Genomic DNA, 25437 nt, shown 5'->3' with positions numbered 1-25437 from the left:
TGGCTTTGTCATGTGAGCTACCTCTGATTGAGAGTTTACTCACTTAGTCGCATGTCCACTATTGCTGGGTAAGATCATAACCCTACCCTTGCAACGAAGCAACCCAGAAGGCGGATCACCCGCCAGCGCCTCAACCTGGAGGAGTGGCAGAAGATTTTCGACATTGCGGATGCCAATCACAAGTACATGGGTAACGCGATGCTGCTGGCGCTCGTTACCGGCCAGCGCCTGGGCGACATATCGAAGATGAAATTTAGTGATATTTGGGACGATCATCTTCATGTTGAGCAGGAGAAAACGGGGAGCAAAATTGCGATCCCGCTATCGCTTCACCTGAGTGCTATTAACTGGAGTTTGCGAGATGTGGTGTCACGCTGCCGTGATTATGCGGTAAGCCCTTACCTGGTTCACTTCTTCCGGGCTACCTCACAGGCAGAGCGAGGCGCACAGGTGAAATCCAATACCATTACCATGAACTTCAGCAAGGCACGGAATAAGGCTGATCTAGATTGGGGATCTGGTACACAGGCTACCTTCCACGAACAACGTTCTCTGGCAGAGCGTCTTTACGAAGCTCAGGGGATCGACACCCAGAAATTACTGGGGCATAAATCACCAAATCAGACAGCTCGCTACCATGATGATCGCGGCAAAGGCTGGACGACAATTGCGGTGTAAATGGAGGGGGTTTTGATAAATTGTTTTGATAAAATTTTGATAACCGTTAGTGCGCTAACCAAAAACAACGGGAGTGTTAAGCTCCCGTTAATAGATTTAACAATTCTCGCAATTACATGTGGCTGATCATTGCATCGCCAAACTCTGAACATTTCAGCAGTTTAGCGCCGTCCATCAGACGCTCGAAGTCATAGGTTACGGTTTTCGCGGCAATCGCGCCTTCCATACCTTTAACAATCAGGTCTGCGGCTTCGAACCATTCCATATGGCGCAGCATCATTTCTGCGGACAGGATCACGGAACCAGGGTTCACTTTATCCTGGCCAGCGTACTTAGGTGCAGTACCGTGAGTCGCTTCGAACAGTGCGCATTCGTCACCGATGTTTGCGCCCGGAGCAATACCGATACCGCCAACCTGTGCCGCCAGGGCATCAGAGATGTAGTCACCGTTCAGGTTCATACAGGCAATAACGTCGTACTCGGCTGGACGCAGCAGGATCTGCTGCAGGAACGCATCGGCGATCACGTCTTTGATAACGATCTCTTTGCCGGTGTTCGGGTTCTTGATTTTCACCCACGGGCCGCCGTCGATCAGCTCGCCGCCGAACTCTTCGCGTGCCAGAGCATAGCCCCAGTCCTTGAAGGCACCTTCGGTGAACTTCATGATGTTGCCTTTGTGAACCAGGGTAACGGAATCACGGTCGTTAGTGATTGCGTATTCGATGGCCGCACGAACCAGACGCTTAGTACCGGCTTCAGAGCACGGCTTAACGCCGATACCACACTGCTCAGGGAAGCGAATTTTCTTCACGCCCATTTCATCACGCAGGAACTTGATCACTTTATCCGCTTCCGGCGTGCCCGCTTTCCATTCGATACCGGCATAGATATCTTCGGAGTTTTCGCGGAAGATCACCATGTCGGTGTCTTCAGGGCGTTTAACCGGGCTTGGCGTGCCGGTGTAGTAACGAACCGGGCGCAGGCAGATGTAGAGGTCAAGCTGCTGACGCAGCGCAACGTTCAGGGAACGAATACCACCGCCGACTGGGGTAGTCAGTGGGCCTTTGATAGCCACGCGGTATTCTTTAATCAGATCGAGGGTTTCCTGCGGCAGCCAAACGTCCTGGCCGTAGAGCTCTACCGATTTCTCACCGGTGTAAATTTCCATCCAGGAAATTTTACGCTCACCGTTATAAGCCTTCTGTACAGCGGCGTCGACAACTTTGATCATCACTGGAGAAACGTCCACACCAATACCATCACCTTCGATGAATGGGATGATTGGATTGTTTGGTACGTTAAGTTTTCCCTTTTCCAGGGTGATTTTCTGACCTTCCGCCGGAACAACTACTTTGCTTTCCATTAACCTCTCCTTCGAGCGCTTTTTTTGTTAATGACTTGTAAGATGCGCATCAATACTACTTGAATATTGACTCCGCGCCAATCATCTCAGGATTGCGGTATAATGCGCTTATTGTTTCTAAGTGCAAAGACCATGCGAAAATCTTCTGTTAGCCCTCACCGCGTTAAGCGGACCAGCCTGCGCCACGCCGCCAAACCCGTCGATAAGGGGCCGCGCTGCGTGATTTTATTTAACAAACCGTTTGATGTTCTGCCCCAGTTCAGCGACGAGTCCGGGCGGCGCACGCTGAAAGATTATGTGCCGCAAACGGGCGTTTATGCAGCCGGGCGGTTGGATCGCGACAGCGAAGGGCTGATGGTGCTGACCAATGACGGCGCGCTACAGGCAAAGCTGACCCAGCCGGGTAAACGTACCGGAAAGGTCTATTTTGTTCAGGTTGAGGGGGACCCCGCTGAAAGTGACCTGCTGCCGTTTCGCCACGGCTTGACGCTGAAGGATGGCCCCACCCTGCCCGCCCAGATTGAACGGGTTGCTGAACCCGACTGGCTGTGGCCGCGCGATCCGCCGATCCGCGAGCGAAAAGCGATTCCCACCAGCTGGCTGAAGATCACCCTGTTTGAAGGGCGCAACCGCCAGGTGCGGCGGATGACCGCCCATATCGGTTTCCCTACCCTGCGTCTAATTCGCTTTTCGATGGGGGCGCTACAGTTAGAGGGACTGGCCCCGGGTGAATGGCGCGATATCAGCCATCTGATCTGACTCTGCGCGTGGAAGCCGCACGCCGTTAACTTTAAGGAGCTCCTCATGTTCAAACCGCACGTGACCGTTGCCACCGTCGTTCAGGCCGAAGGGCAGTTTCTGGTTGTCGAAGAACGGGTACGCGGCCGCGCTACCCTGAATCAGCCGGCAGGCCATCTGGAGGCCAACGAAACGCTGCTGCAGGCCGCCGCGCGCGAACTGTCGGAAGAAACCGGTATTGAAGCCGTACCGCAGGCGTTTCTCGGCATGCATCAGTGGATTGCGCCGGACAACACGCCGTTTCTGCGCTTCCTGTTTTGCCTCGATCTGCCTGCTATCGTTGAAACCTACCCGCAGGATCGTGACATCGACCGCTGCTGGTGGCTGACGCCGGAGGAGATCCTGACCTCGAAAAAACTGCGATCGCCGCTGGTGGCCGAAAGCCTGCGGGTTTATCAGCATGGCCCGCGCTATCCGCTGTCGATCCTCAGCGCCTTCCAGTGGCCGTTTAGCGAGGATGCACCCGCCGCCGGTGCATGATAGAATGCTGCCGCAATTTTATCAGAGTCGCCTTTAACGACTCCTGGTGCCCGAAAATCCCCCAATACGGTAAAGCGGCAGTTCTTAGTATCGCGCCAGATCGATCCTGGCCTGCGACTGCGACAGGTCAAAACCGCCGGTGCGCTCGGGTTTAGGGATAAGGGTAAAAACTTTAAAGTCAGGTAATTATGTCTAACAGCCAGAAAAAAGTGATCGTCGGGATGTCCGGCGGCGTTGACTCCTCCGTTTCCGCCTGGTTACTGCAGCAGCAGGGCTATCAGGTTGAAGGCCTGTTTATGAAAAACTGGGAAGAGGACGATGGCGAAGAGTACTGCACCGCAGCAGACGATCTCGCCGACGCGCAGGCCGTCTGCGATAAGCTCGGCATCTATTTACACACGGTAAATTTTGCCGCCGAATACTGGGATAACGTCTTCGAGCATTTCCTCGCAGAATACAAAGCGGGCCGCACGCCCAACCCGGATATTCTGTGCAATAAAGAGATCAAATTTAAAGCCTTCCTTGAGTTTGCCGCCGAAGATCTCGGCGCGGACTATATTGCTACCGGCCACTACGTGCGCCGTGCTGACGTTGACGGCAAAAGCCGCCTGCTGCGCGGCCTGGATGGCAACAAAGATCAGAGCTACTTCCTCTATACGCTGGGTTCCGATCAAATTGCGCAAAGCCTGTTCCCGGTGGGCGAGCTGGAAAAGCCGGAAGTGCGCCGCATCGCAGAACAGCTGGAGCTGATTACCGCCAAGAAAAAAGATTCTACCGGCATCTGCTTTATCGGCGAGCGCAAATTTACCGAATTCCTTGCCCGCTATCTGCCCGCACAGCCGGGCCCGATCGTCACCGTGGCCGGAGACACCGTTGGCCAGCATCAGGGGCTGATGTACCACACGCTCGGCCAGCGTAAAGGACTGGGCATTGGCGGCACCAAAGATCACAGCGAACAGCCGTGGTACGTGGTGGATAAAGACGTGGCGAATAATGTACTGATTGTCGCCCAGGGCCACGATCACCCGCGCCTGATGTCGGTCGGCCTGATCGCCCAACAGCTGCACTGGGTGGATCGCGAAGTGCTTCGCGCCCCGCTGCGCTGCGTGGTGAAAACCCGCTACCGCCAGGAAGATATTCCGTGCACCATCACGCCGATCGATGATGAGCGTATTGACGTTCGTTTCGACGAGCCGGTCGCGGCGGTAACGCCGGGCCAGTCGGCGGTATTTTATCTTGATGAAGTCTGCCTCGGCGGCGGCATTATCGAACAGCGTCTGCCTCTGGTGAGTGCCTGATACAGACGACGCGCAGGGAAGACAACAGGAGTCATCGTGGCGAAGAACTATTATGATATTACCCTGGCACTGGCCGGTATTTGCCAGTCCGCTCACCTGGTGCAGCAGCTGGCACACCAGGGTCAGTGTCCGCCGGAGGCGCTTAAGGTCTCGCTGAACAGCCTGCTGGATCTGAATCCTTCCTCCACGCTGGCGGTATTCGGCGACGATGAAGCCAACCTGCAGTTCGGCCTGGAAACCCTGCAGGCGGTGCTGAACAGCAACAGCCGCCAGGGGCTGGGCGCGGAGCTGACGCGCTATACCCTGAGCCTGATGGTGCTGGAGCGCAAGCTGAACGGCAACAAGGATGCCATGAACGAGCTGTCGCGGCGCATCGCACAGCTCGATCGTCAACTGGCACACTATGGCCTGGAGTCTGATACCTTAGTCAGCGCCATGGCCGGGATTTATCTGGATGTGATAAGCCCGCTCGGGCCGCGTATTCAGGTCACCGGTTCCCCGGCGATCCTGCAGAATACGCAGGTGCAGAGCAAAGTTCGTGCGGCGCTGCTGGCGGGTATCCGCGCAGCGGTGTTGTGGCAGCAGGTTGGCGGTGGCCGCCTGCAGCTGATGTTTTCCCGTGGCCGTCTTGTTAACGAGGCGAAAGCGATTCTGACCCGCCTGAACGGGACACCAACCTGATTTTTTTAACCGATCCTGGAGCAGCAACAATGGAATTATCCTCTCTGACCGCCGTCTCACCTGTTGATGGTCGTTATGGCGACAAAGTCAGCCCACTGCGTGGCATTTTCAGCGAATTCGGTCTACTGAAATTCCGCGTTGAGGTTGAAGTTCGCTGGTTACAAAAACTGGCCTCCAACGCTGCGATCAAGGAAGTTCCTGCATTTGATGCCGACGCAAACGCTTTCCTTGATGCTATTGTCGCCGGATTTAGCGAAGAAGACGCCGCGCACATCAAAACCATCGAGCGCACCACCAACCACGACGTGAAGGCAGTTGAATACTTCCTGAAAGAGAAAGTGGAGAGCGTGCCTGCCCTGCATGCCGTTTCCGAGTTTATCCACTTCGCCTGTACCTCGGAAGATATCAACAACCTGTCCCACGCGCTGATGCTGGATACCGCGCGCCGCGACGTGATCGTACCTTACTGGAACAAAATCATCGCTGCGGTGAAGGATCTCGCCGTGCAGTACCGCGATATTCCACTGCTTTCCCGTACCCACGGCCAGCCGGCTACGCCTTCAACGCTGGGTAAAGAGATGGCCAACGTGGCTTACCGCTTTGAGCGCCAGCTGCGTCAGCTGGAGCGCATTGAGGTGCTGGGTAAAATCAACGGTGCGGTCGGTAACTATAACGCCCACATCGCCGCTTACCCGGAAGTGGACTGGCATCAGCTGAGCGAAGAGTTTGTCACCTCTCTGGGCATCATCTGGAACCCGTACACTACGCAGATCGAGCCGCACGACTACATTGCCGAACTGTTTGACTGCATGGCCCGCTTTAACACCATTCTGATCGACTTCGATCGCGACGTCTGGGGTTACATCGCACTGAACCACTTTAAGCAGAAAACCATCGCCGGTGAAATCGGTTCTTCCACCATGCCGCACAAGGTGAACCCGATCGACTTCGAAAACTCCGAAGGTAACCTCGGCCTGGCCAACGCAGTGATGCAGCACCTGGCCAGCAAACTGCCGGTGTCCCGCTGGCAGCGTGACCTGACCGACTCCACCGTGCTGCGTAACCTCGGCGTGGGCGTCGGATATGCGCTGATTGCCTATCAGGCGACGCTGAAAGGTATCTCCAAGCTGGAAGTGAACCGCGACCGTCTGCTGGATGAGCTGGACCACAACTGGGAAGTACTGGCTGAGCCGATCCAGACCGTGATGCGCCGCTACGGCATTGAGAAGCCGTACGAGAAGCTGAAAGAGCTGACCCGCGGCAAGCGCGTTGATGCTGAAGGCATGAAGACGTTTATCGACGGTCTGGCCCTGCCGGAAGAAGAAAAAACTCGTCTGAAGCAGATGACGCCGGCCAACTATATCGGCCGCGCTATCCAGATGGTTGATGACCTGAAATAACCCCCTCCCGGGCCGACGCTAGTCGGCCCGCGTTAACCTCCGGTTTATTTGCTTTCTCCTATACTTCTGACAGTTTATGCTGTGGCTATACGCAGTTCGAATTGATTGAGGATTAGGTTATGCGTGTGTTAGTCGTCGAGGATAACCCTCTGTTGCGTCATCATCTTGCCGTTCAGCTGCGCGAGATGGGCCATCAGGTGGATGCCGCGGAAGGTGCAAAAGAAGCGGATTATTTTCTGAATGAGCATACGCCGGACATCACGCTGGTCGATCTCGGCCTGCCGGATGAAGACGGCATGGCGATGATCCGCCGCTGGCGCAGCCAGGAAGTGCGTCAGCCGATCCTGGTGCTGACCGCCCGCGATGGCTGGCAGGCGAAAGTTGAAGCGCTGGAAGCCGGTGCCGATGACTACGTTACCAAGCCTTTCCATATTGAAGAGGTGGTCGCCCGCATGCAGGCGCTGATGCGCCGTAACAGCGGCCTGGCCTCACAGATTATTACCCTGCTGCCGTTCCAGATCGACCTCTCCCGCCGTGAGCTGACGATTAATGAACAGCAGATCAAGCTGACCGCCTTCGAGTACACCATTATTGAAACGCTGATCCGCAACGTTGGCAAAGTAGTCAGCAAAGATTCGCTGATGCTGCAGCTGTATCCCGACGCTGAGCTGCGTGAAAGCCACACCATTGACGTCCTGATGGGGCGCCTGCGTAAGAAGATCCAGGCAGAGCACCCGCAGGATGTGATTACTACGGTGCGCGGTCAGGGCTACCGTTTCGATCTCTGACATAATGAAGCTACTGCGGAAGTTATTCCGTCGAAAAAAACCGCTGTCGCTGCGCGTGCGCTTTCTGCTGGCCACCGCTGCAGTAGTGCTGACGATGTCGCTCTCCTACGGCATGGTGGCGGTGATTGGCTACGTGGTGAGCTTTGATAAGAACACCTACCGCGTGTTGCGCAGCGAGAGCAATCTGTTCTTTACCCTCGCCCAGTGGCAAAACAACCGCCTGACCATCGTGCAACCGGAGCGCGTGTCGCTGAACTTCCCGGCGCTGGTGTTTATTTATGACAATCGTGGAAAGCTGCTGTGGCAGCAGCGCGACGTACCCGAGATCCGCAGTAAAATTCGCCGCGAATGGCTGAACAAATCCGATTTTTACGAGATCGATACCAATAACTACACCAGCCGCAAGGTGCTGAGTAACGATCGCAATGCGCAAAATAAACTCAGCGCCTACGACAATGACGGCAACGATACGTTTACCCACTCGGTGGCGGTTAACCGCTACGAGGCCACCGTTAACCTTCCGGAACTGACCATCGTAGTGGTGGATTCTTTTCCGCAGGAGCTGCAGCATTCCGATGTTGTCTGGTCGTGGTTCAGCTACGTACTGCTGGCCAATCTGCTGTTGATTATTCCGCTGCTGTGGCTGGCAGCACACTGGAGTCTTCGCCCCATCGGCTCGCTGGCAAGCCAGGTACGCGAGCTGGAAAACGGCGTGCGGGAAACGCTCGATCCAACCCCGCCACAGGAGTTAAAAGGGCTGGTACGCAACCTCAATATGCTGCTGGATAACGAACGGCAGCGCTATACCCGCTATCGCACCACGCTCAGCGATTTAACCCACAGCCTGAAAACGCCGCTGGCGGTGTTGCAGACGACGCTGCGTTCGCTGCGCGGCGGCCGCAATCTGTCGATAGAGCAAGCCGAGCCGATTATGCTGGAGCAGATCAGCCGCATCTCGCAGCAGATTGGCTACTACCTGCATCGTGCCAGTATGCAGGCCGACTACCATGCCCTGAAGCGCGACCTGCACTCGGTGCCTGCTCTGCTTGACAGCCTGTGTTCGGCGCTGAACAAGGTGTATCAGCGCAAATGCGTGGTGCTGACGCTGGATATCTCCCCGGAGCTGATCTTCGTGGGCGATCAGAACGATTTTATGGAAGTGATGGGTAACGTGCTGGATAACGCCTGCAAATACTGCCTGGAGTTTGTCGAAGTGACCGCCAGCCAGACCGATAACCAGCTGCAGCTGATCGTGGAAGATGACGGCCCCGGTATTCCGGAAAATAAACGCGACCTGGTCTTTGTTCGCGGCCAACGGGCCGATACGCTGCGTCCGGGTCAGGGTCTGGGCCTTGGCCTGGCGCGTGAAATTCTGGAACAGTACTCCGGGGACATCAGCGCCAGCAGCAGCCAGCTTGGTGGCGCGCGGATGGAGATCGTGTTTCTTCGCCAGGAACTACTGAACAAGGATGAGTAAGCTGCTTATGCGCAGACATTTGAGCGAGACGATACACAGTCAGGCCCCTGCACTGTTATACTCGATTCACTTTGGCGCCTCAGGAAACCCTCATGGATTATCAACTCGACCTCAACTGGCCCGATTTTATTCAACGCTACTGGCAAAAACGGCCGGTGGTGCTCAAGCGCGGTTTCAAAAACTTCGTAGACCCGATTTCTCCCGATGAGCTGGCCGGACTGGCGATGGAAAGTGAGGTGGACAGCCGCCTCGTCAGCCATCAGAACGGCAAATGGCAGGTCGGGCACGGCCCGTTCGAAAGCTATGACCATCTGGGCGAAAATAACTGGTCGCTGCTGGTGCAGGCGGTCGATCACTGGCACGAACCTTCTGCCGCACTGATGCGCCCTTTCCGCTTCCTTCCCGACTGGCGTACCGACGATCTGATGATCTCGTTCTCGGTGCCGGGGGGCGGCGTTGGCCCACACTTCGACCAGTATGATGTGTTTATCATTCAGGGAACCGGCCGCCGCCGCTGGCGTGTGGGTGAGAAAACAGAGCTAAAGCAGCATTGCCCGCACCCGGATCTGCTGCAGGTTGAACCGTTTGACGCCATCATCGATGAAGAGATGGAGCCGGGCGATATTCTGTATATTCCACCGGGATTCCCGCACGAAGGCTATTCGCTGGAAAACGCCCTTAACTACTCCGTAGGCTTCCGCGCACCAAGCGGGCGTGAACTGATTAGCGGCTTTGCCGATCACGTTCTGTCCCGTGAACTGGGCAGTTATCGCTTCAGCGATCCGAACGTACAGCCGCGCGAAAATCCGGCGGAAATCCTGCCTGCCGAGCTGGCGGGTATCCGCCAGATGATGCTGGATGTGATCGACCAGCCGCAGCAGTTTAACCAGTGGTTTGGTGAGTTTATTTCGCAGTCGCGCCACGAGCTGGATATTGCGCCACCGGAGCCACCGTATCAGCCGGATGAAATTTACGATGCGCTACAGCAGGGCGACCAGCTTTCACGCCTTGGCGGCCTGCGCGTGGTATCGATCGGTGATGCGGTATTTATCAACGGTGAACAGCTTGAATCCCCACACCGCGCAGCGCTTACCGCACTGGCCAATCAGCTGACGTTGAATCAGGAGACACTAGGCGAAGCGCTGGACGACCCGTCATTCCTCGCCCAGCTGGCAGCGCTGGTCAACAGCGGCTACTGGTACTTCGGCGACGAAGAGTAAGACGCCTGAGAGCGGATGCCGTGAATTACACGGCATCCGTCCTTTCGACTGCTGTACAGAGTCATTAAATCAACTCTTTTTCAGGCGGATGTCTTCGCCTGTTCTGCCGTCAGCGTGGCAATCCGTTCGATCACCTGCACCGCTTTTTCCATATTATCCAGCGACGCAAATTCATGTCTGCCGTGGTAGTTATAGCCACCGGTAAACAGATTCGGGCAGGGCAGCCCCATATAGGAGAGCTGCGAACCGTCGGTACCGCCGCGGATCGGCTTCACCAGCGGGTTAATGTCGCAGTCGCGCATCGCCTGGAGTGCCAGGTCGATACTTTGCGGGCAGGTTTCCACCTTCTCGCGCATATTGTAATAGCTGTCCTCAATCACCAGTTCAATCACCGCCGAATGCGGCAGAGACTGCTGTATACGCTGTGCAATAGCCTGCATTAGTGTTTTACGCCGGGCAAAGCTCTCGCGGTCGAAGTCGCGGATAATATAGTGCATTTCCGCCCGATCGACCGCGCCCTTGATGCCGTGCAGATGGTAGAAACCTTCGTAGCCGGCGGTTTTTTCCGGCACTTCCTCCGGCGGCAGCGCCTGGTGGAAGCGCGTGGCCAGATCGAGCGCATTAACCATCACCCCTTTAGCCGTGCCGGGATGCACGTTATTACCGGTGATTTTTACCGTGACCGACGCGGCATTAAAATTCTCATACTCAAACTCCCCTAAGCCACTGCCGTCAACGGTATAGGCCCAGTCGGCACCAAAGTCCGCCACGTCAAAAAAGTGCACGCCTTTACCAATTTCTTCGTCGGGCGTGAACGCCACACGGATCTCACCGTGCGGCCGTTTGCCATCAATCAGCCGCGCCAGCGCGGTCATAATCTCCGCCACACCGGCTTTATCATCGGCACCCAGCAGGGTTTTTCCGTCGGTGGTGATCAGGGTATGGCCGTGCAGTTCGTGCAGAACCGGGAACATCACCGGGGAGAGGATTTCATCGCCGATTCCTAATGCAATATCACCACCGCGATAGTTTTCAATAACCTGCGGCGATACGTTTTTACCGGTGAAATCCGGCGACGTATCAACGTGAGAGATAAAGCCAATCACCGGCACCGGCCAGCTCACCGTTGACGGCAGCGTGGCCATCACAATTCCGTGCTCGCTACAGCTGATATTACTCAGCCCCAAATCGTGTAATTCTTCGCAAAGTCGATCCGACAGGCGCAACTGCCCTTCCGTACTGGGGACCTGACGAACGTTACCTTTAGATTGCGTATCCACAGCTACATAGTTTAAGAAGCGATCGAGTAATTTATTCATCTGTCGTCCCTCTGAATGCCAGTAATGATTATCATCACTAGGAAACCCATACATATTGTTTCAGGTCAGTTTAGTGTGCGGCGAAGACCATTAGCGGTGTGGGTAATAAATTAAATTATAAAAACGTACCGGCTGAGCGCCGCCGTTGCGGTAGGCATGGGGCCGATCGGCCTCGAATCGCAGCGCCTCACCGGCCGCAATCACTTGCCAGACATCGGCAACCCGTAGCGCCAGTTGCCCCTCAATGACAATAGCATGTTCAATCACCCCCGCTTCATGGGGGGCCGATTCACTGAGGGCACCGGGCGCCAGTTCGATCACCAGCATCTCGAATCCGGTAGCAGCATCAAACGGGAACAGCGTCTGTACCTGCATCGCCAGATTAGACTGACGAAATACGGGTAGCCCCTTCTGCTGTCTGGGGGCATCGCGCGGCATATCCGGGCCGTCGATAAACAGAGAAAACGGCAGGTTAAAGCCGGTAGCAATCTTCCATAGCGTAGCAATGGTCGGGCTGGATTCCGCCCGCTCTATCTGCCCCAGCATCGCCTTGCTCACGCCGGTGATCTCTGCCGCCTGGCTTAAACTCCACCCGCGCAAATTGCGCTGTGTTTTCAGCGTATGCGCCAGATGATTTTGCAGATCGCCCACACTTCTCCCTCCCGTTAATAAGGCGATTATATCTTCTTGTGCGTTATAACGCACGATGATAACTTGTGCGTTATAACGCACACCCATTCGGAACCCGCCATGCGCCCGCCCCTTTCAATACACTATCTCACTCTCCCGGCGCTGATTGCCGGATTTGTTGCCGTGCTGGTGGGCTATACCAGCTCCGCCGCCATTATCTTCCAGGCCGCCGGTGCTGCCGGTGCTACTCCGCAGCAAACGGGCGGCTGGTTGACTATGCTGGGCCTGGGAATGGGTATTACCACCCTGACGCTTTCACTGTGGTACCGCACGCCAATTCTGACCGCCTGGTCTACTCCGGGCGCGGCGCTGCTGGTAACCAGCCTGCCGGGTACGCCGATCAATGAAGCAATTGGGGTTTTTATCTTCGCCTCGGCGCTGATTGTGTTCTGCGGCGTTACCGGCCTGTTTGCCCGGCTGATGAACCATATCCCGCTGGCCATTTCCAGCGCCATGCTGGCCGGTATCCTGCTGCGCTTCGGCATTGACGCATTCGGTGCGCTGCAGGTGAATTTCGCCCTCAGCGGGACAATGTGCCTGGTTTACTTGCTGACCCGCCGCTTTACGCCGCGCTACGCTATTGTACTGACGCTGTTCGCCGGACTGGCAGTGGCAGCGATGCAGGGGAATATCCACGTTAGCAGCGGCCAGAGTATGGTGATGCCCGAGCTTATTGCTCCGCATTTCACGTTATCGAGCCTGCTGGGTATTGGTATTCCGTTCTTTGTGGTCACCATGGCGTCGCAGAATGCTCCGGGCATCGCCACGCTAAAAGCCGCAGGCTATCAGGTGCCAATCTCACCGCTGATTGCCTGGACCGGCGCCACGGCGCTGATTCTCGCCCCGTTCGGCGGATTCACCTTCTGCATTGCGGCAATAACGGCAGCGATTTGCATGGGACCGGAAATCCACAGCGACCCGCAGCGGCGCTATATGGCGGCAGCGGCGGCGGGCGTGTTTTACATTCTTGCCGGGATTTTTGGCGGGGCCATCAGCGGGCTGTTCACCGCGCTGCCGCTGGCGCTGATCCACACCATTGCCGGTCTGGCGCTACTGGGCACGATTGCCGGCAGCCTGCAGCGAGCGCTGAGCGATGAGAAACAGCGTGACGCCGCGGTAATCACCTTTCTGATTACCGCTTCGGGCGTCACGCTGGCAGGGGTTGGGTCCGCATTCTGGGGATTATGCGGCGGCGTGATCGCCCATCTGATTTTTTCGTTGCCAAAGCGTAAAGCGGGTTAATCCCGCTTAGCGACCAAGATTACTCAACAGCCCGCGCACCCAGGCGGGCACGACTTCGCTGGCCAGACCATACGTTTTCTCATCAAACTCACTGCCGACCTGGCTTGGCTCCAGGTTCAGCTCAACGGTGTGCGCACCCTGTAAACGGGCCTCATGCACAAACCCTGCAGCCGGGTAGACGTGTCCGGAGGTGCCGATCGCCACAAAATAGTCCGCATCGGCCAGCGCCTGATAAATCTCGTCCATTTGCAGCGGCATTTCGCCAAACCAGACAATATGCGGGCGCAGAAGCGCAGGGAACTGGCAGCAGTGGCAGCGGTCATCAGGCTTAACGTCTTCGGTCCAGTGCAGGATCTGGCCGCTGCCGGTGCAGCGCACCTTCAGCAGTTCACCGTGCATGTGGATGATATTGCGGCTTCCCGCACGTTCGTGCAGATTATCGATGTTCTGTGTCACCAGCAGGAAATGGTCCCCCAGCACGGCTTCCAGCTCTGCCAGCGCGGCATGAGCGGCATTCGGCCTGATCTCTTGCTGCTGTAGCTGGCTGCGGCGCGCATTATAAAACGCCTGCACCTGCTGCGGGTTACGCGCAAAGCCTTCCGGCGTGGCGACATCTTCCACTTTATGCTCTTCCCACAGGCCGTCCGCCGCACGGAAAGTACGAATGCCGGATTCCGCAGAGATCCCCGCACCGGTCAGCACCACCACGCGCGGCAGCGGCTGACGTGAAATTTCGAGATTACGATCGCGCTCAAAAATGCGCTGACGAAAGCGCTGATGAACCTGACGGCGGTTTTTTTTGTAGCGGGCCAGTCGTAAGCGACGGCGGGGTGTGCGCATAGTCGATCCTCTAATCCTTAATGTGCAGGAATGCGGCACCGCGCATTCCGCCTGCGTCTCCATGGCGCGCTTTGGCAAAGCGCGGTGGTTTGGCGACCGGCAGCAGATAAGGGGCAACCCGCTCCGCCAGGCCGTCATACAACGCATCAAAATTGGACAGCCCGCCACCAAGTACCACCAGATGAGGGTCAAGCAGGGTCAGCAGATTGCCCAGGCATACCGCCAGCAGCTGGCGATAGCGTTCAGTGTGTGCCAGCGCACCAGCATCTCCCTGATAATAACGGGTGATGATCTCCTGCGCACTGAGAGTCTGATGATAAAAGTGCTGCCACAGCCAGGAAAATCCTGAACCTGAGAGGTATCCCTCAATACAGCCCTTCTTGCCACAGCCGCAGGTGAGCAGCGGAATATCACGGCCCAGCACCTCCAGCGCATCCACCGGCAGGCGCATATGCCCCATCTCGCCCACCACGTAGTTGCGGCCGGTGACCGGTTTACCATCGACGATCAGTCCACCGCCGACGCCGGTGCCGAGGATCATGCCAAGCACCACCGGATAAGCCTGAAATTCATCATCCCAGGCTTCGGAAAGGGCAAAACAGTTAGCGTCGTTATCGATGCGGACTTCACGCCCCAGCCGCTGGCTGAGATCGGCGCGCAGCGTACGGCCCCTTGCGGCGGGCAGGTTCGCGCTGAACACCGTGCCGTCATCAGGCACCGGCAGGCCGGGAATACCCAGCCCCACGCTCCCCGCGCAGCCGCAAAACGTATCGGCCTCTGCCGTCAGCGCCTGCAATACCGAGAGAAATTGCTCATAGTCCTGCGCCGGAGTGGCTACCCGTTTGCTCCAGACCCGCTCACGCTGAGCGTTATACACGCCCAGCGCAATCTTACTGCCGCCGATATCGAAACCGTAGTACATCCGTTGCCTCGCTTACTGGCCGCTCAATACACGTGCCGGGTCGATGCGGCTGGCACGCCTTGCAGGATACCAGCTGGCGATCAGGCTGAGCAGCAGGGAAGTAAACAGCACGATAACCACATCACGCCAGTGCAGCTCGGACGGCAGGAAATCAATGAAGTAGATATCGCCGGAGAGGAAATGATAGCCGGTCAATGCTTCAAGCGCATGAACGATAGTGGTCAGGTTGAGCGCGGCCAGCACGCCAACAATCACCCCGCTGACGCTGCCCACCAGCCCGGCCAGCAGCCCGTACCAGATAAAGATGGCGCGGATCAGGCCATCTTTGGCGCCCAGCGTTCGCAGCACGGCGATATCCCCGCTCTTATCTTTCACCGCCATCACCAGCGTTGAGACAATATTGAAACAGGCCACGCCGATCACCAGCACCATGGCCAGATACATAATGGCGCGGATCATCTGAATATCCCGGTACATATAGCCGTAAGTGCCGATCCAACTGCGGATTGACACATAGGCGTTGGTGACGCTGCCCGCCTCGCGGATCAGCTTCTGCGCGCTGAAGGGATCGGCGGCTTTAATGGCGATACCGGTGACGTTATCGCCCATACCCAGCAGCTGTTGCGCGTCTGCCAGCGGAACCAGCGCCAGGCCGTGATCGAGCATGCCGCTCAGCTTAAGAATGCCGCTGACCTGCAGACGTACCCGCTTCGGCTGCAGCAGCTTATTCTGCGCATCGCTGTTGGGGATCATAATGGTCAGCCAGTCGCCCTGCTTCACCTTCAGGCTGTTCGCCACGCCCTGCCCCAGCAGGATTTGCTGCTTGCCGGCACCAAACGATTGCCACGCATTACCCTGCACGTAAGAAGGCAGCGCGCTGAGACGAGACTCCTGCTGCGGGTCCACGCCTTTGACCTGTACAGCCTGTAACTTGCTACCGCTTTCAATCAAACCGGTAAAATTGATATAGGGGGCTGCTGCTGCCACGCCGGGTACCCGCTCAATTTTCGGCAGCATGCCCTGCCAGCCGGTGAACGGCTGGTTGACCGGTTCGATTTCACCGTGAGGTACTACAGCAAGAATACGGTTGTTCAGCTCACGTTCGAAGCCATTCATCGCACTCAGCCCGACGATCAGCACTGCCACGCCCAGCGCAATACCAACGGTAGAGATCACCGAAATCAGCGAGACCATCCCCCCGCGACGACGGCCGCGACTAAAGCGCAGGCCCAGCAGTAAAGAGAGCGAATTCGCCATCAGAGGCTACCCGCCATGGTCAGGCGATCGCTGAGCTGGCCGTCACGCATTTCCACCTGGCGACGCATGCGTTTGGCTAAATGCAGATCGTGCGTTACCACCAGGAACGCTGTGCCCTGGCGCTGATTGAGTTCACCCAGCAGATCGAAAATCGCGTCGGCGTTGCGCGCGTCCAGGTTACCGGTCGGTTCATCGGCCAGTACCAGCCGCGGATTATTCACCAGCGCGCGGGCGATAGCCACACGCTGGCGCTCACCGCCGGACAGCTCCGACGGGCGATGCTCGGCGCGGTGATCGAGGCCCACAGCTTTAAGCATCTCCAGCGCCCGGATGCGGGCTTCGGTCTTCGGCGTTTTGCCAATCATCAGCGGCATCGCCACGTTTTCCAGCGCGCTGAAGTCCGGGAGCAGATGATGGAACTGATAGATAAAGCCCAGCTCGCGGTTACGCAGTTCAGCTTTAGCGGCAGAAGACATGTCATTCAGCGATTTACCGTCGAAAACAACACTGCCGGAGGTGGGCGTATCCAGCCCACCAAGCAGATGCATCAGGGTACTTTTCCCGGAACCGGAGCTGCCGACGATAGCCATCATTTCACCCGGCTGCACGCTGAAGGAAACGTTGTGCAGGACATCGGTCTGCACGCTGCCTTCCTGATAGCGTTTGCACAGGTTGTCGCACTGCAACAGGATCTTGTTACTCATAACGTAAAGCCTCAGCGGGTTGAACGGCGGCCGCGCGCCAGGAAGGATACAGCGTTGACAGCAGCGCCACGACAATCGCCGTTACGGTAATGGTCGCCACCTGCGTCAGGGAAATGTCCACCGGCAGCGCCGCGCCATCAAGGAATGCGCCGATAACCGGCATCAGATTATTCAGCTGGCTGGCCAGCAGCATACCGAGCAGCGCGCCCAGCACCGAGCCAACCACACCCGCGCTGGCACCCTGCACCATAAACACCGCCACAATTTGCCGCCGGGTCAGGCCCTGAGTTTGCAGGATCGCCACTTCGCCCTGCTTTTCCATAATCAGCAGGCCCAGTGACGTAACGATATTAAACGCGGCCACGGCGACGATCAGGCTGAGCAGCAGCCCCATCATATTTTTTTCCATTTTCACCGCCTGGAACAGCTCGCCTTTGCGCTCGCGCCAGTCCTTCCATACCAGACCCTCAGGCAGCTTTTGCTGGCTGACCACATCAACGTCGAGCGGCTTATCCAGCCATAAACGCCAGCCGGTGATGTTGCCTGCCGGATAGCGCATCAGGCGCGAGGCGTCCTGCTGGTTAACGAGGATCTGATAGCCGTCAACGTCGCTGTTCGCGGCAAACGTGCCGATAACGGTAAACAAACGCTGGCTGGGAATACGCCCCATTGGGGTGAACTGGCTGGCGGAAGGCACCATCAGGCGGATCTGTTCGCCGAGGTGAACGCCTAACTGCGCGGCCAGCTGCTCACCGAGGATGACGTTATACGCGCCGCTTTGCAGCTGCTGCTGCCTGACGTTCATCAGATAAGGGGTGAGCGGATCGGGTCCATCGGGGTTGATCCCCAACATAACTCCGACGCCAACGCTGCGCGCGCTCTGCATCACCACCTCTCCGGTCGTCAGCGGCGTCACCTTGCTGATACCGCTAAGGTGCAGCGAATCGGCGGACGTTTTTTGCGGATTAATGGAACCGCTGTCGCTGGTCACCAGCGCCTGTGGCATTAAGCCAAGGGTATTTTTCTCCAGCTGGTGCTCCAGCCCGTTCATCACTGACAGCACGGTCACCAGCGCCATGACGCCCAGCGTGATGCCGATAGCAGAAAGCCACGAAACAAACCGCCCAAAGCGGTCGGAGGCGCGCCCGCGCATGTAGCGCAGGCCGATAAAGAGTGCGACAGGCTGATACATGAAATCCGTTTTTTGCTAAAGCAATTAAGTGGGGGAATGATAAAGCTTAGTACCGCCATATGGAACCACTAAGCCCCTGACTGTGCGCATTGTTTTGTCAATGGCTGAAACATTCAGCCTAATCTCAACGGCAGCGCCTAAAATATAGCCGCACTCGTATTAGTTATCCGCACAATGAGCTGAATGAATGGCACTGAAATGGAAGATTTCGTCGCCCCGGTCACGGAGAAGTTATTCATTAAGAACAGAATGTGATGATTTTCAGATAAAGACACGGCCAACTCTTGCTACTATGATAACCAGGAATGTTCTTACTTATTTGCTTTCATCCAGCTCGTCACTTATGTCATTCGCACGTGAGTTCAGGTAGTCACCCGGTGAAGGGGATTATCGGCCGGAAGCCAGCGACTCAATTAAAGATGCTATAAGCAGCCGAACCAGGCAGCACCGAGTCTGAAGATGCCAAACAATAAAAATCGTATTCACCAGGTTATCGTTCTATTTTTATTCGCCATTTTGCTGTCGGTTATCGGCCTGTGCTTTCGTAATTTCGAATCCATGTCGATCTTTTGGCCCGGCAATGCAGTGCTGCTGGGTTTACTGATCCGCTTTCCAGCACTGGATAACCGCGTTTCGCTGCTGGTGCTGTTTTTCGGTATGCTGATCACCGATTTGAGCTGGGGCACTCCGGTGATAATCTCCGTGGGAGCTAACTTCTCTAATATTACCTTTATCGCCGCCGCACGCTGGATACTGCTGACTCGCCACTTTACCCGCCCGTATCCGCGTCGCCTGCAGTCGCTGATGCGCATATTTCCAGCGTCAATCGCTGGTGCGCTGGTCTGTGCCACCATCGGTGGCATCGTCAGCGAGCGCTATTTTCACGATGAGCTGTTTAACGCCTGGTTTTCGTGGTTTTCGGAACAGATGTCAACTTCGATTCTGCTGTTACCGGCGGTAATCAGCCTGCCTCGACGCGACGAGCTGCGCCTGATGCTAAGAAAAACGTTCGAGAGTTCCCTACTGCCGCTGATGGCGCTGCTGGTAACCACCGCCATGAGTATCTGGGTAGGCGGCGGCAGCAGCCTGCTGTTTCCACTTCCGGCGCTGCTGTGGTGTGCTATCAGCTATCCGCTGTTTATTACCTGCTGCCTGACGCTGATAAGCGGTGTCAGTGAGATCATTCTGGTGGCCGGTCACGTCCTCAATATTCAGGGAGAGAATGATCTGTTCCGCATTGACAGCCTGTCTGCGGCGCGGCTGGGTGTCGCGGCAAAGACCATCAGCCCGCTAATTGTTTCACTCAGCATTGAGGCCAATAAAAGACTGGTGGCGCGCGTTACCCGCCGCGCGGATTACGATTTGTTGACCGGCGCACTCACCCGCAGCGGTCTGTCGTCACGTCTGCAGGCGCTAATGGCTCCGCGTCACCGACTACCGGGTTTTTCCGGGGCGCTATTTCTGGTGGATATCGACCGCTTTAAAAATATCAACGATACCTGGGGCCATGCCGCCGGCGATTATGTGCTGGCGCAAACCGTGCACTGCATTCAGCAGGCGCTCCCCCCGATTTCGCTGGTCTGCAGGATGGGCGGAGAAGAGTTCCTCGTGCTACTGGAAGGGGCAAATGAAGCGCGGGCTTTCCTGCTGGCGGATCGACTGCGCAGCAGCATCGAAAATAATATCATCATGCATAAGGGCAACGATCTTAGCGTCACGGCCAGCATCGGTATCAGCCTGCTGAATATCAGCAGCTTACAGGCGCTGGATGAAGCGATTAACCGCGCCGATGAGCAGTTATATATCGCCAAAAGCAGCGGCAGAAATCAGGTCAGGCCGGAATTCGTGCTGTAATAACCTGCCGATCGGCCTGCTGATGCTGCCCGGTCGTTTGACACCCTATTAATCGTTGCTACCCTTTTTTAATCGCTATCATTTAACGAAAAGGTGCGATATTGCGGGCATAAGCATATTCCGGCCGCCGCCGGAGGATAAACGCCTGGTCGTTGGCGACGATTGGAGAGTAAAAATGAAACGTGATGTACTTAGCGAAGAATCTTATGATGAAGTTTGCCGGGTTATCGGTGATGCTGCAATTGTACTGACGGAGGACGGCCATAACATTTCCCGGGGAATGATTGCCAGCCTGCTGAGGCAAACGCGGCTGAATCGCGTTTATGCTAACCGTGATGAACAAAAAATTCTTGAACATGCCATCCGGTTAATAAAGCCGGATTAACAGTAATGAATACTTATATGCGCATCGATATTATTAATTTGCACAAGAAATAATGTTTTCCTATGACTCTCTGGAAGAAAAATCATTTATCGTACTAAAAACAGTCAGCTTTCGTTGCCGTTATCAACAAGTTTAAATCATTGATTTGCTAAATCTGATCGGGTCCTGCCAGCGAGAGTGGCGAGAAGAAATATGGATAAAAGACTGTAAGATACTACAAGTAAAACATGAGCAGCCTCATATTTATAAGTACAACTTTACCGATTTTTTATTTCATTTGAATGACTGAGTGACGCTGAAAAAATCTGCCTGCTTTGAATAAAGTTTTTCTGATTGAATCTTTTTAAGAAAAATCCTATCATGATTTTTAACATTTTACGCGATAGTGACCGCAATCGCTACGAGCCTCGCAGCTCCCTTCTACAAGGATGAGTCAATACTCCAGCCGCGTGCGGCGGGGTAGTCTTAACGCTGGCAGCTATAACCAGAATGTGCATACAAAGCGCTTTCTTTTGACTCGCTAACGTGTAATTCATCGTTGATTTAAATGGATAACGAACCGGTAAGGACCGCTAGAATGCCGACAATAATTATGGACCCATGTAATTATACCCGTGCAGGGTTGATCAGCTATATGACAACCAAAGGGATTAAAAGCAAGAATATAACGCTGGTTAACGGTATCGATCGGCTGCAAGCATGCTGTCAGCAACTGCACCCCGGCGTCGTGTTTATCAACGAAGACTGTTTCATTAACGAACCCGAAGCCAGCCAGCAAATCAGAGATACGATAGTCCAGAATCCGGACACACTGTTTTTTATCTTTATGGCTATTTCTAATAACCATTTTGAAGAATATCTCTACGTACGGAAGAACCTGATTATTACGTCGAAATCCATCAAGCCCGCCACCCTGAATCAGCTATTAGGCAGTTACTTCCATCAACGTCTTAATGCTTCATCCCGCCGGTCGTCTGGCAAGGATGTCCATCCACTGACGCTGAGTCAGACGGAATCCAATATGTTAAGGATGTGGATGTCAGGGCACGATACGAGCGAGATTTCTGACCAGATGCAGATCAAGGTTAAAACCGTTTCATCGCACAAAGGCAATATTAAGCGGAAAATCAAAACGCACAACAAGCAGGTGATCTACCATGTGGTGCGTCTGATGGATAACGTCACCAGCGGTATTTACGTCAACGTACGGCAGGGTTAACCGCGGCAGTTTAAAGGGGGAATCGCCCCCTTAGCATTTTCAGGAGTGAGGCTCAACGAAAACACCCTCTTCGTGGCCGACTTCATTAAAGAACCAGATCCCCAGCGGATAGTCTTCCAGTGCAACCAGATACATTGTCCCTTCGTTAAACTCTTCCACTGCCAGAACCGTGCCGACCCGGCGAGGACCACCATCCGTTTTTACCGTCACCTGCTGATTAACCTTCATGGTAACTCCTGTGCAATTTTTTCAACAGTTTAACCGAAAACCGCATACTGCGCAGGGGTTTACCCAGAATTATCGGCGCGCAATTATCCAGACGGCATCATGCACAATACCCGGAATGTAGCCGCACAGAGTTAGCAGGATATTGAGCCAGAAAGCGCCTCCGAAACCTACTGCAGAAAGACACCCATCGGCGGTAAAAGAATCGCAATAACAAGACGTATAAAGTCCATGCTTTCTCCTTTCTTTGGGTAACTGCCTGATAATCAGTATAGACAGCAATACAGCATCGTCGGGAAAGCGCCTGCTTACGACGAGCTTTTTCACTTTCTTTACGTTTCAAGCAAAGATTTCTGACGTCAACCACACTTAGAATATTCTCACTGCACCAACCCCAAAGGCGCAGTCAACCTAAAAAGTAACAAGGATTTTGCCCGCGCAGCGCGGGCTTTTTTTGCCAGCCGTTCCTGACATCTCTTTCCTGATGCCCGTGATGCCCATCGATTGGTGAAAAAAAACCCCGGCCGCTGGCCAGGGTAAATTGTTCACATTAAAAATAAAATTCGTTACTCGGGGAAATCCTTTTACAGCACAACATTAACCCGTCCTGGCATTCAGACTAATCCTAAGTTGATGTATCAATGTGTACAACAATCGTTAACTTGTACAGGAAAACCCGCACCAGTTCTGCGCTGGAAGCATTCTGGTCGTTTTGTAACAGGCCAAAAAATCAGCATTTTTTTTAGGATTAATCCGCATACCTGCCTCTCTTAAGTGCAGGTCCACACCCCACACGGCGAAGATAGCTTGACTATACTTTGTGCTGATTCGGTGATCTGCTCCAGTAAAACAGCCGCGGAGATTGTGCCGCTGCAGCAGGAACTGGGTTTCGGCGGTTCACCATTTATCAGTGAAAATGGTGCCGTCGTTCACTGTGGCGATGCTCATTCGGCGCTCACCGGTCTGTTCTCCCGCCAGGACTATCGTGCGATCCGCCACACCCTGCTGAATCTGCGGCAGCGTGAGGAGTTTAAATTTACTGGCTTTGCCGACGTCAGTGAAAAAGAGATTGCCGAGTGGACCGGGCTGACCCCGGCTCTTGCCGCTCGGGCCAAAATGCGCGAAGCATCTGAAAGCCTGATCTGGCGGGCTGCGGCGGATGAGCAATGATATTGTGCAGTCACTGCTGCGTAAAATGGCCACCATGGGGGTTAATATCACCAGCGATTCCTTCCGGGTATTGAAGGCAACTTACTATCGCAACGCGCTGGATATGATGGAGATTTACAACCACGAAGCAGTCATGAACGGTCTGAAATTCGATCAGCACGCTGAAGAAGCCGCGGTGGAAATGTTTACCCAGTCAATACTCGAGGCCGGGCAGGCGTTTATTGAGCGCCCTAACGAGAAACCGTTTATTCCCAGTTGGAGCCGGGTTCAGTCGGCGTTTCCCGATATTATGCAACGCATCTATCAGGCGGTTGAGGACGATAACAGCGGCGACGTTTAGTCACGGTGGCGGACGCAGTTGCGCCCGCCCTGCTTCGCCAGATACAGCCTGCGATCGGCGATGGATTGCAAATTGTCCACCTGATAATCACCCTGCTCTTCGCTGCTGCTGACACCCAGCGACGCAGTAACCTTCAGCATTTGATGTTTCCCCACCAGCAGCTCTTTCGCCGCCAGCTTGCGGCGAATGCGTTCCGCCACCAGCACGGCTTCATCCAGCCGGGTTGCCGGCAGCAAAATACAAAACTCTTCCCCACCTACACGACCGGCGATATCGGTTTTCCGCAGCACATGGCCAATCACCGATGCCGCAAGGGCCAGCACCCGATCTCCGGCGTGGTGCCCCCAGCTGTCGTTAACCGATTTAAAATGATCGAGATCGAGTTGGATTACGGAGAGCGGCTGCCGCTGCCGCTGGTTCAGCGCCGCCAGTTTTTCCGCACGATCGAAAAAGGCCGTGCGGTTAAACAGCCGTGTTAAACCATCGTAGTTTGCACGCCAGCTCAGCTTCTCCTGCAGATTCAGCAGACTGCCGGTCATCCGAATAATCGTCTGGTGGGAGATCAGCACCACGATGCTAAACATCAGCCACGTCAGCAGCAGCACCAGTCCAACACGGCCACTGTCGCCCAGCAGCCCTTCACGCAGCGTCTGCACGTTGACCAGCATGCCGTCAAAGTATTGCAGGCGTACCCAGCTGACAAAACGCCCGTCAAAGCGCATCGTCCCGCTGTGGGTTTCGGTAGCCTGTTCGGTCAGCCGTGCCAGCTGCGCCTTGTACAGACGGTACTCCTCCAGCTGGCTGCCGTCTGACCAGGCGATCAGATTGAACTGACGATCGATCAGCATCACTCCCTCCTCCTGCCGGGTACTCAGCGACTGCTGCAGGTACTGCTTTATCTGCTGCGTGGAGAAATCCATCGCCAGCACGCCGTACCAGTAGCCGTCACGATCGACCGAGCGCGCGACCGTCACCACCTTGCCCTCGTTATCTATGGAGTCGTAGGGGCCTGACCACAGGATTTTTCGCTGCGGATTAACCTTAGGATCGAGATCGACAAAGTACGGACGCCGGGCCACGCCAGAGAAGTTCTCCAGTGTGTGATTGCTGCGGGCATCCGGCAGCGTGGAGCTGAGATAGAACCCGGCGCGGGACATATACCAGAAGCGATAGTGGAAATCGCGCTCCGGCTGGTTAAATTGCAGGATCTGACTCATTTCCAGCACCGCGTTTAGCTCATCGGCCAGGCGCTGCGAGTCAGAACGGCTGAAAAGCGGGAAGCGCGTCAACAGTTCATCAGAGATTCCGTTGATCGGCACACCACGGGTTCCACTCGGGCTGAGATGCCACAGCGGCGTATGGCGCACGCGGTCAAACTGCTGCAAAAAGGCGGTGGATTTATCGGTAACCAGCGTATCGCCGATTGAATGCTCCAGCATACTGTGGAAAAACGCCAGCTCATCAAGGTTATGCTGCCACTGATTATCCAGATTGTTCGCCACAGAACTGAGGCGTGCCAGCTGGTTGGACTCATAAGTGCGCTTCAGCACCATCGCTTCATGCCAGGTCAACAGCGTTAGAAACAAAAAAACGATGGCAAAACACAGGTGTACAATGTTTTTAGGATGGAAAAAGCATGACTCCGTAGGCAAACTCACTCGTTTTCTCCCGATTGCACCATGGCCGTTTTACCTGATGATTTTAGACAATGAGTGTTTTCGGCGCTATCTCTACCACGCTCTTCTTTATCAGCACTTATTGATCTGAAATATTTTAAAATCGCCCTTTAGCCGGAAAGACAACGCTAACGGGTAATTTTCACTATATTGATCCTGTCCGGCTGCGGCAGTGAACATCATTGTCATAGCGAAAATATGAAATTTTGAATAAACATT

Annotated in this window: 23 protein-coding genes and 3 pseudogenes; 15 read left to right on the top strand and 11 right to left on the bottom strand. The window is 55.2% G+C overall.

Translation table 11 applies throughout. The annotated features are described in order from the left end of the window. Window positions 1-75 precede the first annotated feature (75 nt). Window positions 76-678: pseudogene (locus AC07U6_RS18360) on the top strand (tyrosine-type recombinase/integrase); the annotation flags it as partial. 112 nt (window positions 679-790) lie between these two features. On the opposite strand, the gene icd reads toward AC07U6_RS18360, so the two are convergent. Further along, window positions 791-2041: an NADP-dependent isocitrate dehydrogenase gene (icd, locus tag AC07U6_RS18355; protein WP_494762325.1), complete on the bottom strand. Its 1251-nt coding sequence runs from the start codon at window positions 2039-2041 to the stop codon at window positions 791-793. Between the two features lie 102 nt (window positions 2042-2143). Between icd and rluE the strand changes: the two genes are divergently transcribed. The 8 genes from rluE (at window position 2144) to AC07U6_RS18315 (ending at window position 10183) form a co-directional block, all read left to right on the top strand. Next, window positions 2144-2800: a 23S rRNA pseudouridine(2457) synthase RluE gene (gene rluE, locus AC07U6_RS18350; protein ID WP_494762324.1), complete on the top strand. Its 657-nt coding sequence runs from the start codon at window positions 2144-2146 to the stop codon at window positions 2798-2800. 45 nt (window positions 2801-2845) lie between these two features. Continuing rightward, window positions 2846-3319: an NUDIX domain-containing protein gene (locus AC07U6_RS18345; RefSeq protein ID WP_494762323.1), complete on the top strand. Its 474-nt coding sequence runs from the start codon at window positions 2846-2848 to the stop codon at window positions 3317-3319. A 188-nt stretch (window positions 3320-3507) separates the two neighbouring features. Further along, window positions 3508-4617, top strand: coding sequence for a tRNA 2-thiouridine(34) synthase MnmA (gene mnmA, locus AC07U6_RS18340; protein ID WP_494762322.1), 1110 nt, complete (start codon window positions 3508-3510; stop codon window positions 4615-4617). Between the two features lie 36 nt (window positions 4618-4653). Further along, on the top strand, window positions 4654-5298 hold the full coding sequence (gene hflD / locus AC07U6_RS18335; RefSeq protein ID WP_494762321.1) for a high frequency lysogenization protein HflD: 645 nt from the start codon (window positions 4654-4656) through the stop codon (window positions 5296-5298). Between the two features lie 29 nt (window positions 5299-5327). Beyond that, the gene (gene purB, locus AC07U6_RS18330) at window positions 5328-6698 is read left to right on the top strand and encodes an adenylosuccinate lyase (RefSeq protein WP_494762320.1); all 1371 of its coding nucleotides are present in this window, start codon (window positions 5328-5330) and stop codon (window positions 6696-6698) included. A gap of 119 nt (window positions 6699-6817) precedes the next feature. Then, window positions 6818-7486 (top strand): two-component system response regulator PhoP, encoded by a 669-nt coding sequence (gene phoP, locus AC07U6_RS18325; protein ID WP_105592776.1) that lies wholly within the window; start codon window positions 6818-6820, stop codon window positions 7484-7486. Window positions 7487-7490: 4 nt separating this feature from the next. Beyond that, on the top strand, window positions 7491-8963 hold the full coding sequence (gene phoQ, locus AC07U6_RS18320) for a two-component system sensor histidine kinase PhoQ (protein WP_494762319.1): 1473 nt from the start codon (window positions 7491-7493) through the stop codon (window positions 8961-8963). A 92-nt stretch (window positions 8964-9055) separates the two neighbouring features. Then, the gene (locus AC07U6_RS18315; RefSeq protein ID WP_494762318.1) at window positions 9056-10183 is read left to right on the top strand and encodes a ribosomal protein uL16 3-hydroxylase; all 1128 of its coding nucleotides are present in this window, start codon (window positions 9056-9058) and stop codon (window positions 10181-10183) included. An 80-nt stretch (window positions 10184-10263) separates the two neighbouring features. Here the strand turns inward: AC07U6_RS18315 and pepT are convergent, their stop codons facing one another. Further along, on the bottom strand, window positions 10264-11502 hold the full coding sequence (gene pepT / locus AC07U6_RS18310; RefSeq protein WP_494762317.1) for a peptidase T: 1239 nt from the start codon (window positions 11500-11502) through the stop codon (window positions 10264-10266). Between the two features lie 90 nt (window positions 11503-11592). Next, a complete protein-coding gene (locus tag AC07U6_RS18305) occupies window positions 11593-12153 on the bottom strand; it encodes a helix-turn-helix domain-containing protein (RefSeq protein ID WP_494762316.1) in 561 nt (186 codons plus the stop codon). Window positions 12154-12252: 99 nt separating this feature from the next. On the opposite strand from AC07U6_RS18305, the gene AC07U6_RS18300 reads away from it, so the two are divergent. Beyond that, entirely contained in the window at window positions 12253-13434 is a 1182-nt protein-coding gene (locus tag AC07U6_RS18300; protein WP_494762315.1) for a benzoate/H(+) symporter BenE family transporter, read from the top strand. A gap of 6 nt (window positions 13435-13440) precedes the next feature. On the opposite strand, the gene cobB is transcribed toward AC07U6_RS18300, so the two are convergent. The 5 genes from cobB to lolC are packed head-to-tail and all read right to left on the bottom strand — an operon-like array spanning window position 13441 to window position 18349. Further along, entirely contained in the window at window positions 13441-14274 is an 834-nt protein-coding gene (cobB, locus tag AC07U6_RS18295; protein ID WP_494762314.1) for a Sir2 family NAD+-dependent deacetylase, read from the bottom strand. A gap of 10 nt (window positions 14275-14284) precedes the next feature. Further along, window positions 14285-15196 (bottom strand): N-acetylglucosamine kinase, encoded by a 912-nt coding sequence (gene nagK / locus AC07U6_RS18290; RefSeq protein WP_494762313.1) that lies wholly within the window; start codon window positions 15194-15196, stop codon window positions 14285-14287. A gap of 12 nt (window positions 15197-15208) precedes the next feature. Then, window positions 15209-16453: a lipoprotein-releasing ABC transporter permease subunit LolE gene (gene lolE, locus AC07U6_RS18285; RefSeq protein ID WP_494762312.1), complete on the bottom strand. Its 1245-nt coding sequence runs from the start codon at window positions 16451-16453 to the stop codon at window positions 15209-15211. Beyond that, entirely contained in the window at window positions 16453-17157 is a 705-nt protein-coding gene (lolD, locus tag AC07U6_RS18280; RefSeq protein WP_494762311.1) for a lipoprotein-releasing ABC transporter ATP-binding protein LolD, read from the bottom strand. The genes lolE and lolD overlap by 1 nt, the downstream gene beginning before the upstream one ends. After that, window positions 17150-18349 carry a lipoprotein-releasing ABC transporter permease subunit LolC gene (lolC, locus tag AC07U6_RS18275; protein WP_494762310.1) on the bottom strand — a complete coding sequence of 400 codons (1200 nt, stop codon included), beginning with the start codon at window positions 18347-18349 and terminating at the stop codon, window positions 17150-17152. The genes lolD and lolC overlap by 8 nt, the downstream gene beginning before the upstream one ends. Window positions 18350-18808: 459 nt before the next feature. Here lolC and AC07U6_RS18270 point away from each other — a divergent pair, with 459 nt between their 5' ends. From AC07U6_RS18270 to rcsA, 3 genes are all read left to right on the top strand, one after another. Beyond that, the gene (locus AC07U6_RS18270; protein WP_494762309.1) at window positions 18809-20203 is read left to right on the top strand and encodes a GGDEF domain-containing protein; all 1395 of its coding nucleotides are present in this window, start codon (window positions 18809-18811) and stop codon (window positions 20201-20203) included. A 175-nt stretch (window positions 20204-20378) separates the two neighbouring features. Further along, window positions 20379-20588, top strand: a complete 210-nt coding sequence (locus tag AC07U6_RS18265) for a DUF2767 family protein (protein WP_494762308.1) — start codon at window positions 20379-20381, stop codon at window positions 20586-20588. Window positions 20589-21165: 577 nt separating this feature from the next. Beyond that, complete coding sequence (rcsA, locus tag AC07U6_RS18260; protein ID WP_494762307.1) at window positions 21166-21807, top strand: transcriptional regulator RcsA; 642 nt, start codon at window positions 21166-21168, stop codon at window positions 21805-21807. Window positions 21808-21846: 39 nt separating this feature from the next. On the opposite strand, the gene dsrB is transcribed toward rcsA, so the two are convergent. Both dsrB and AC07U6_RS18250 read right to left on the bottom strand, forming a co-directional pair. Beyond that, window positions 21847-22035, bottom strand: coding sequence for a protein DsrB (gene dsrB, locus AC07U6_RS18255; protein ID WP_494762306.1), 189 nt, complete (start codon window positions 22033-22035; stop codon window positions 21847-21849). A 69-nt stretch (window positions 22036-22104) separates the two neighbouring features. Further along, a pseudogene (locus AC07U6_RS18250) lies at window positions 22105-22265 on the bottom strand (YqaE/Pmp3 family membrane protein). 574 nt (window positions 22266-22839) lie between these two features. Here AC07U6_RS18250 and AC07U6_RS18245 point away from each other — a divergent pair. Next, the gene (locus tag AC07U6_RS18245) at window positions 22840-23202 is read left to right on the top strand and encodes a hypothetical protein (RefSeq protein ID WP_494762305.1); all 363 of its coding nucleotides are present in this window, start codon (window positions 22840-22842) and stop codon (window positions 23200-23202) included. Next, window positions 23174-23542: pseudogene (locus AC07U6_RS18240) on the top strand (glycosyl transferase); the annotation flags it as partial. The gene AC07U6_RS18245 and the pseudogene AC07U6_RS18240, both read left to right, overlap by 29 nt. Here AC07U6_RS18240 and dgcQ read toward each other — a convergent pair. Further along, window positions 23539-25200: a cellulose biosynthesis regulator diguanylate cyclase DgcQ gene (gene dgcQ / locus AC07U6_RS18235; RefSeq protein ID WP_494762304.1), complete on the bottom strand. Its 1662-nt coding sequence runs from the start codon at window positions 25198-25200 to the stop codon at window positions 23539-23541. The pseudogene AC07U6_RS18240 and the gene dgcQ sit on opposite strands and share 4 nt — an antisense overlap. Window positions 25201-25437 lie beyond the last annotated feature (237 nt).

The sequence above is a fragment of the Erwinia sp. GW821-FHT03D09 genome (assembly GCF_059420805.1).
Note: the sequence above shows the minus strand (reverse complement) of the source record. Positions and strands in the feature narration are given on the sequence as shown.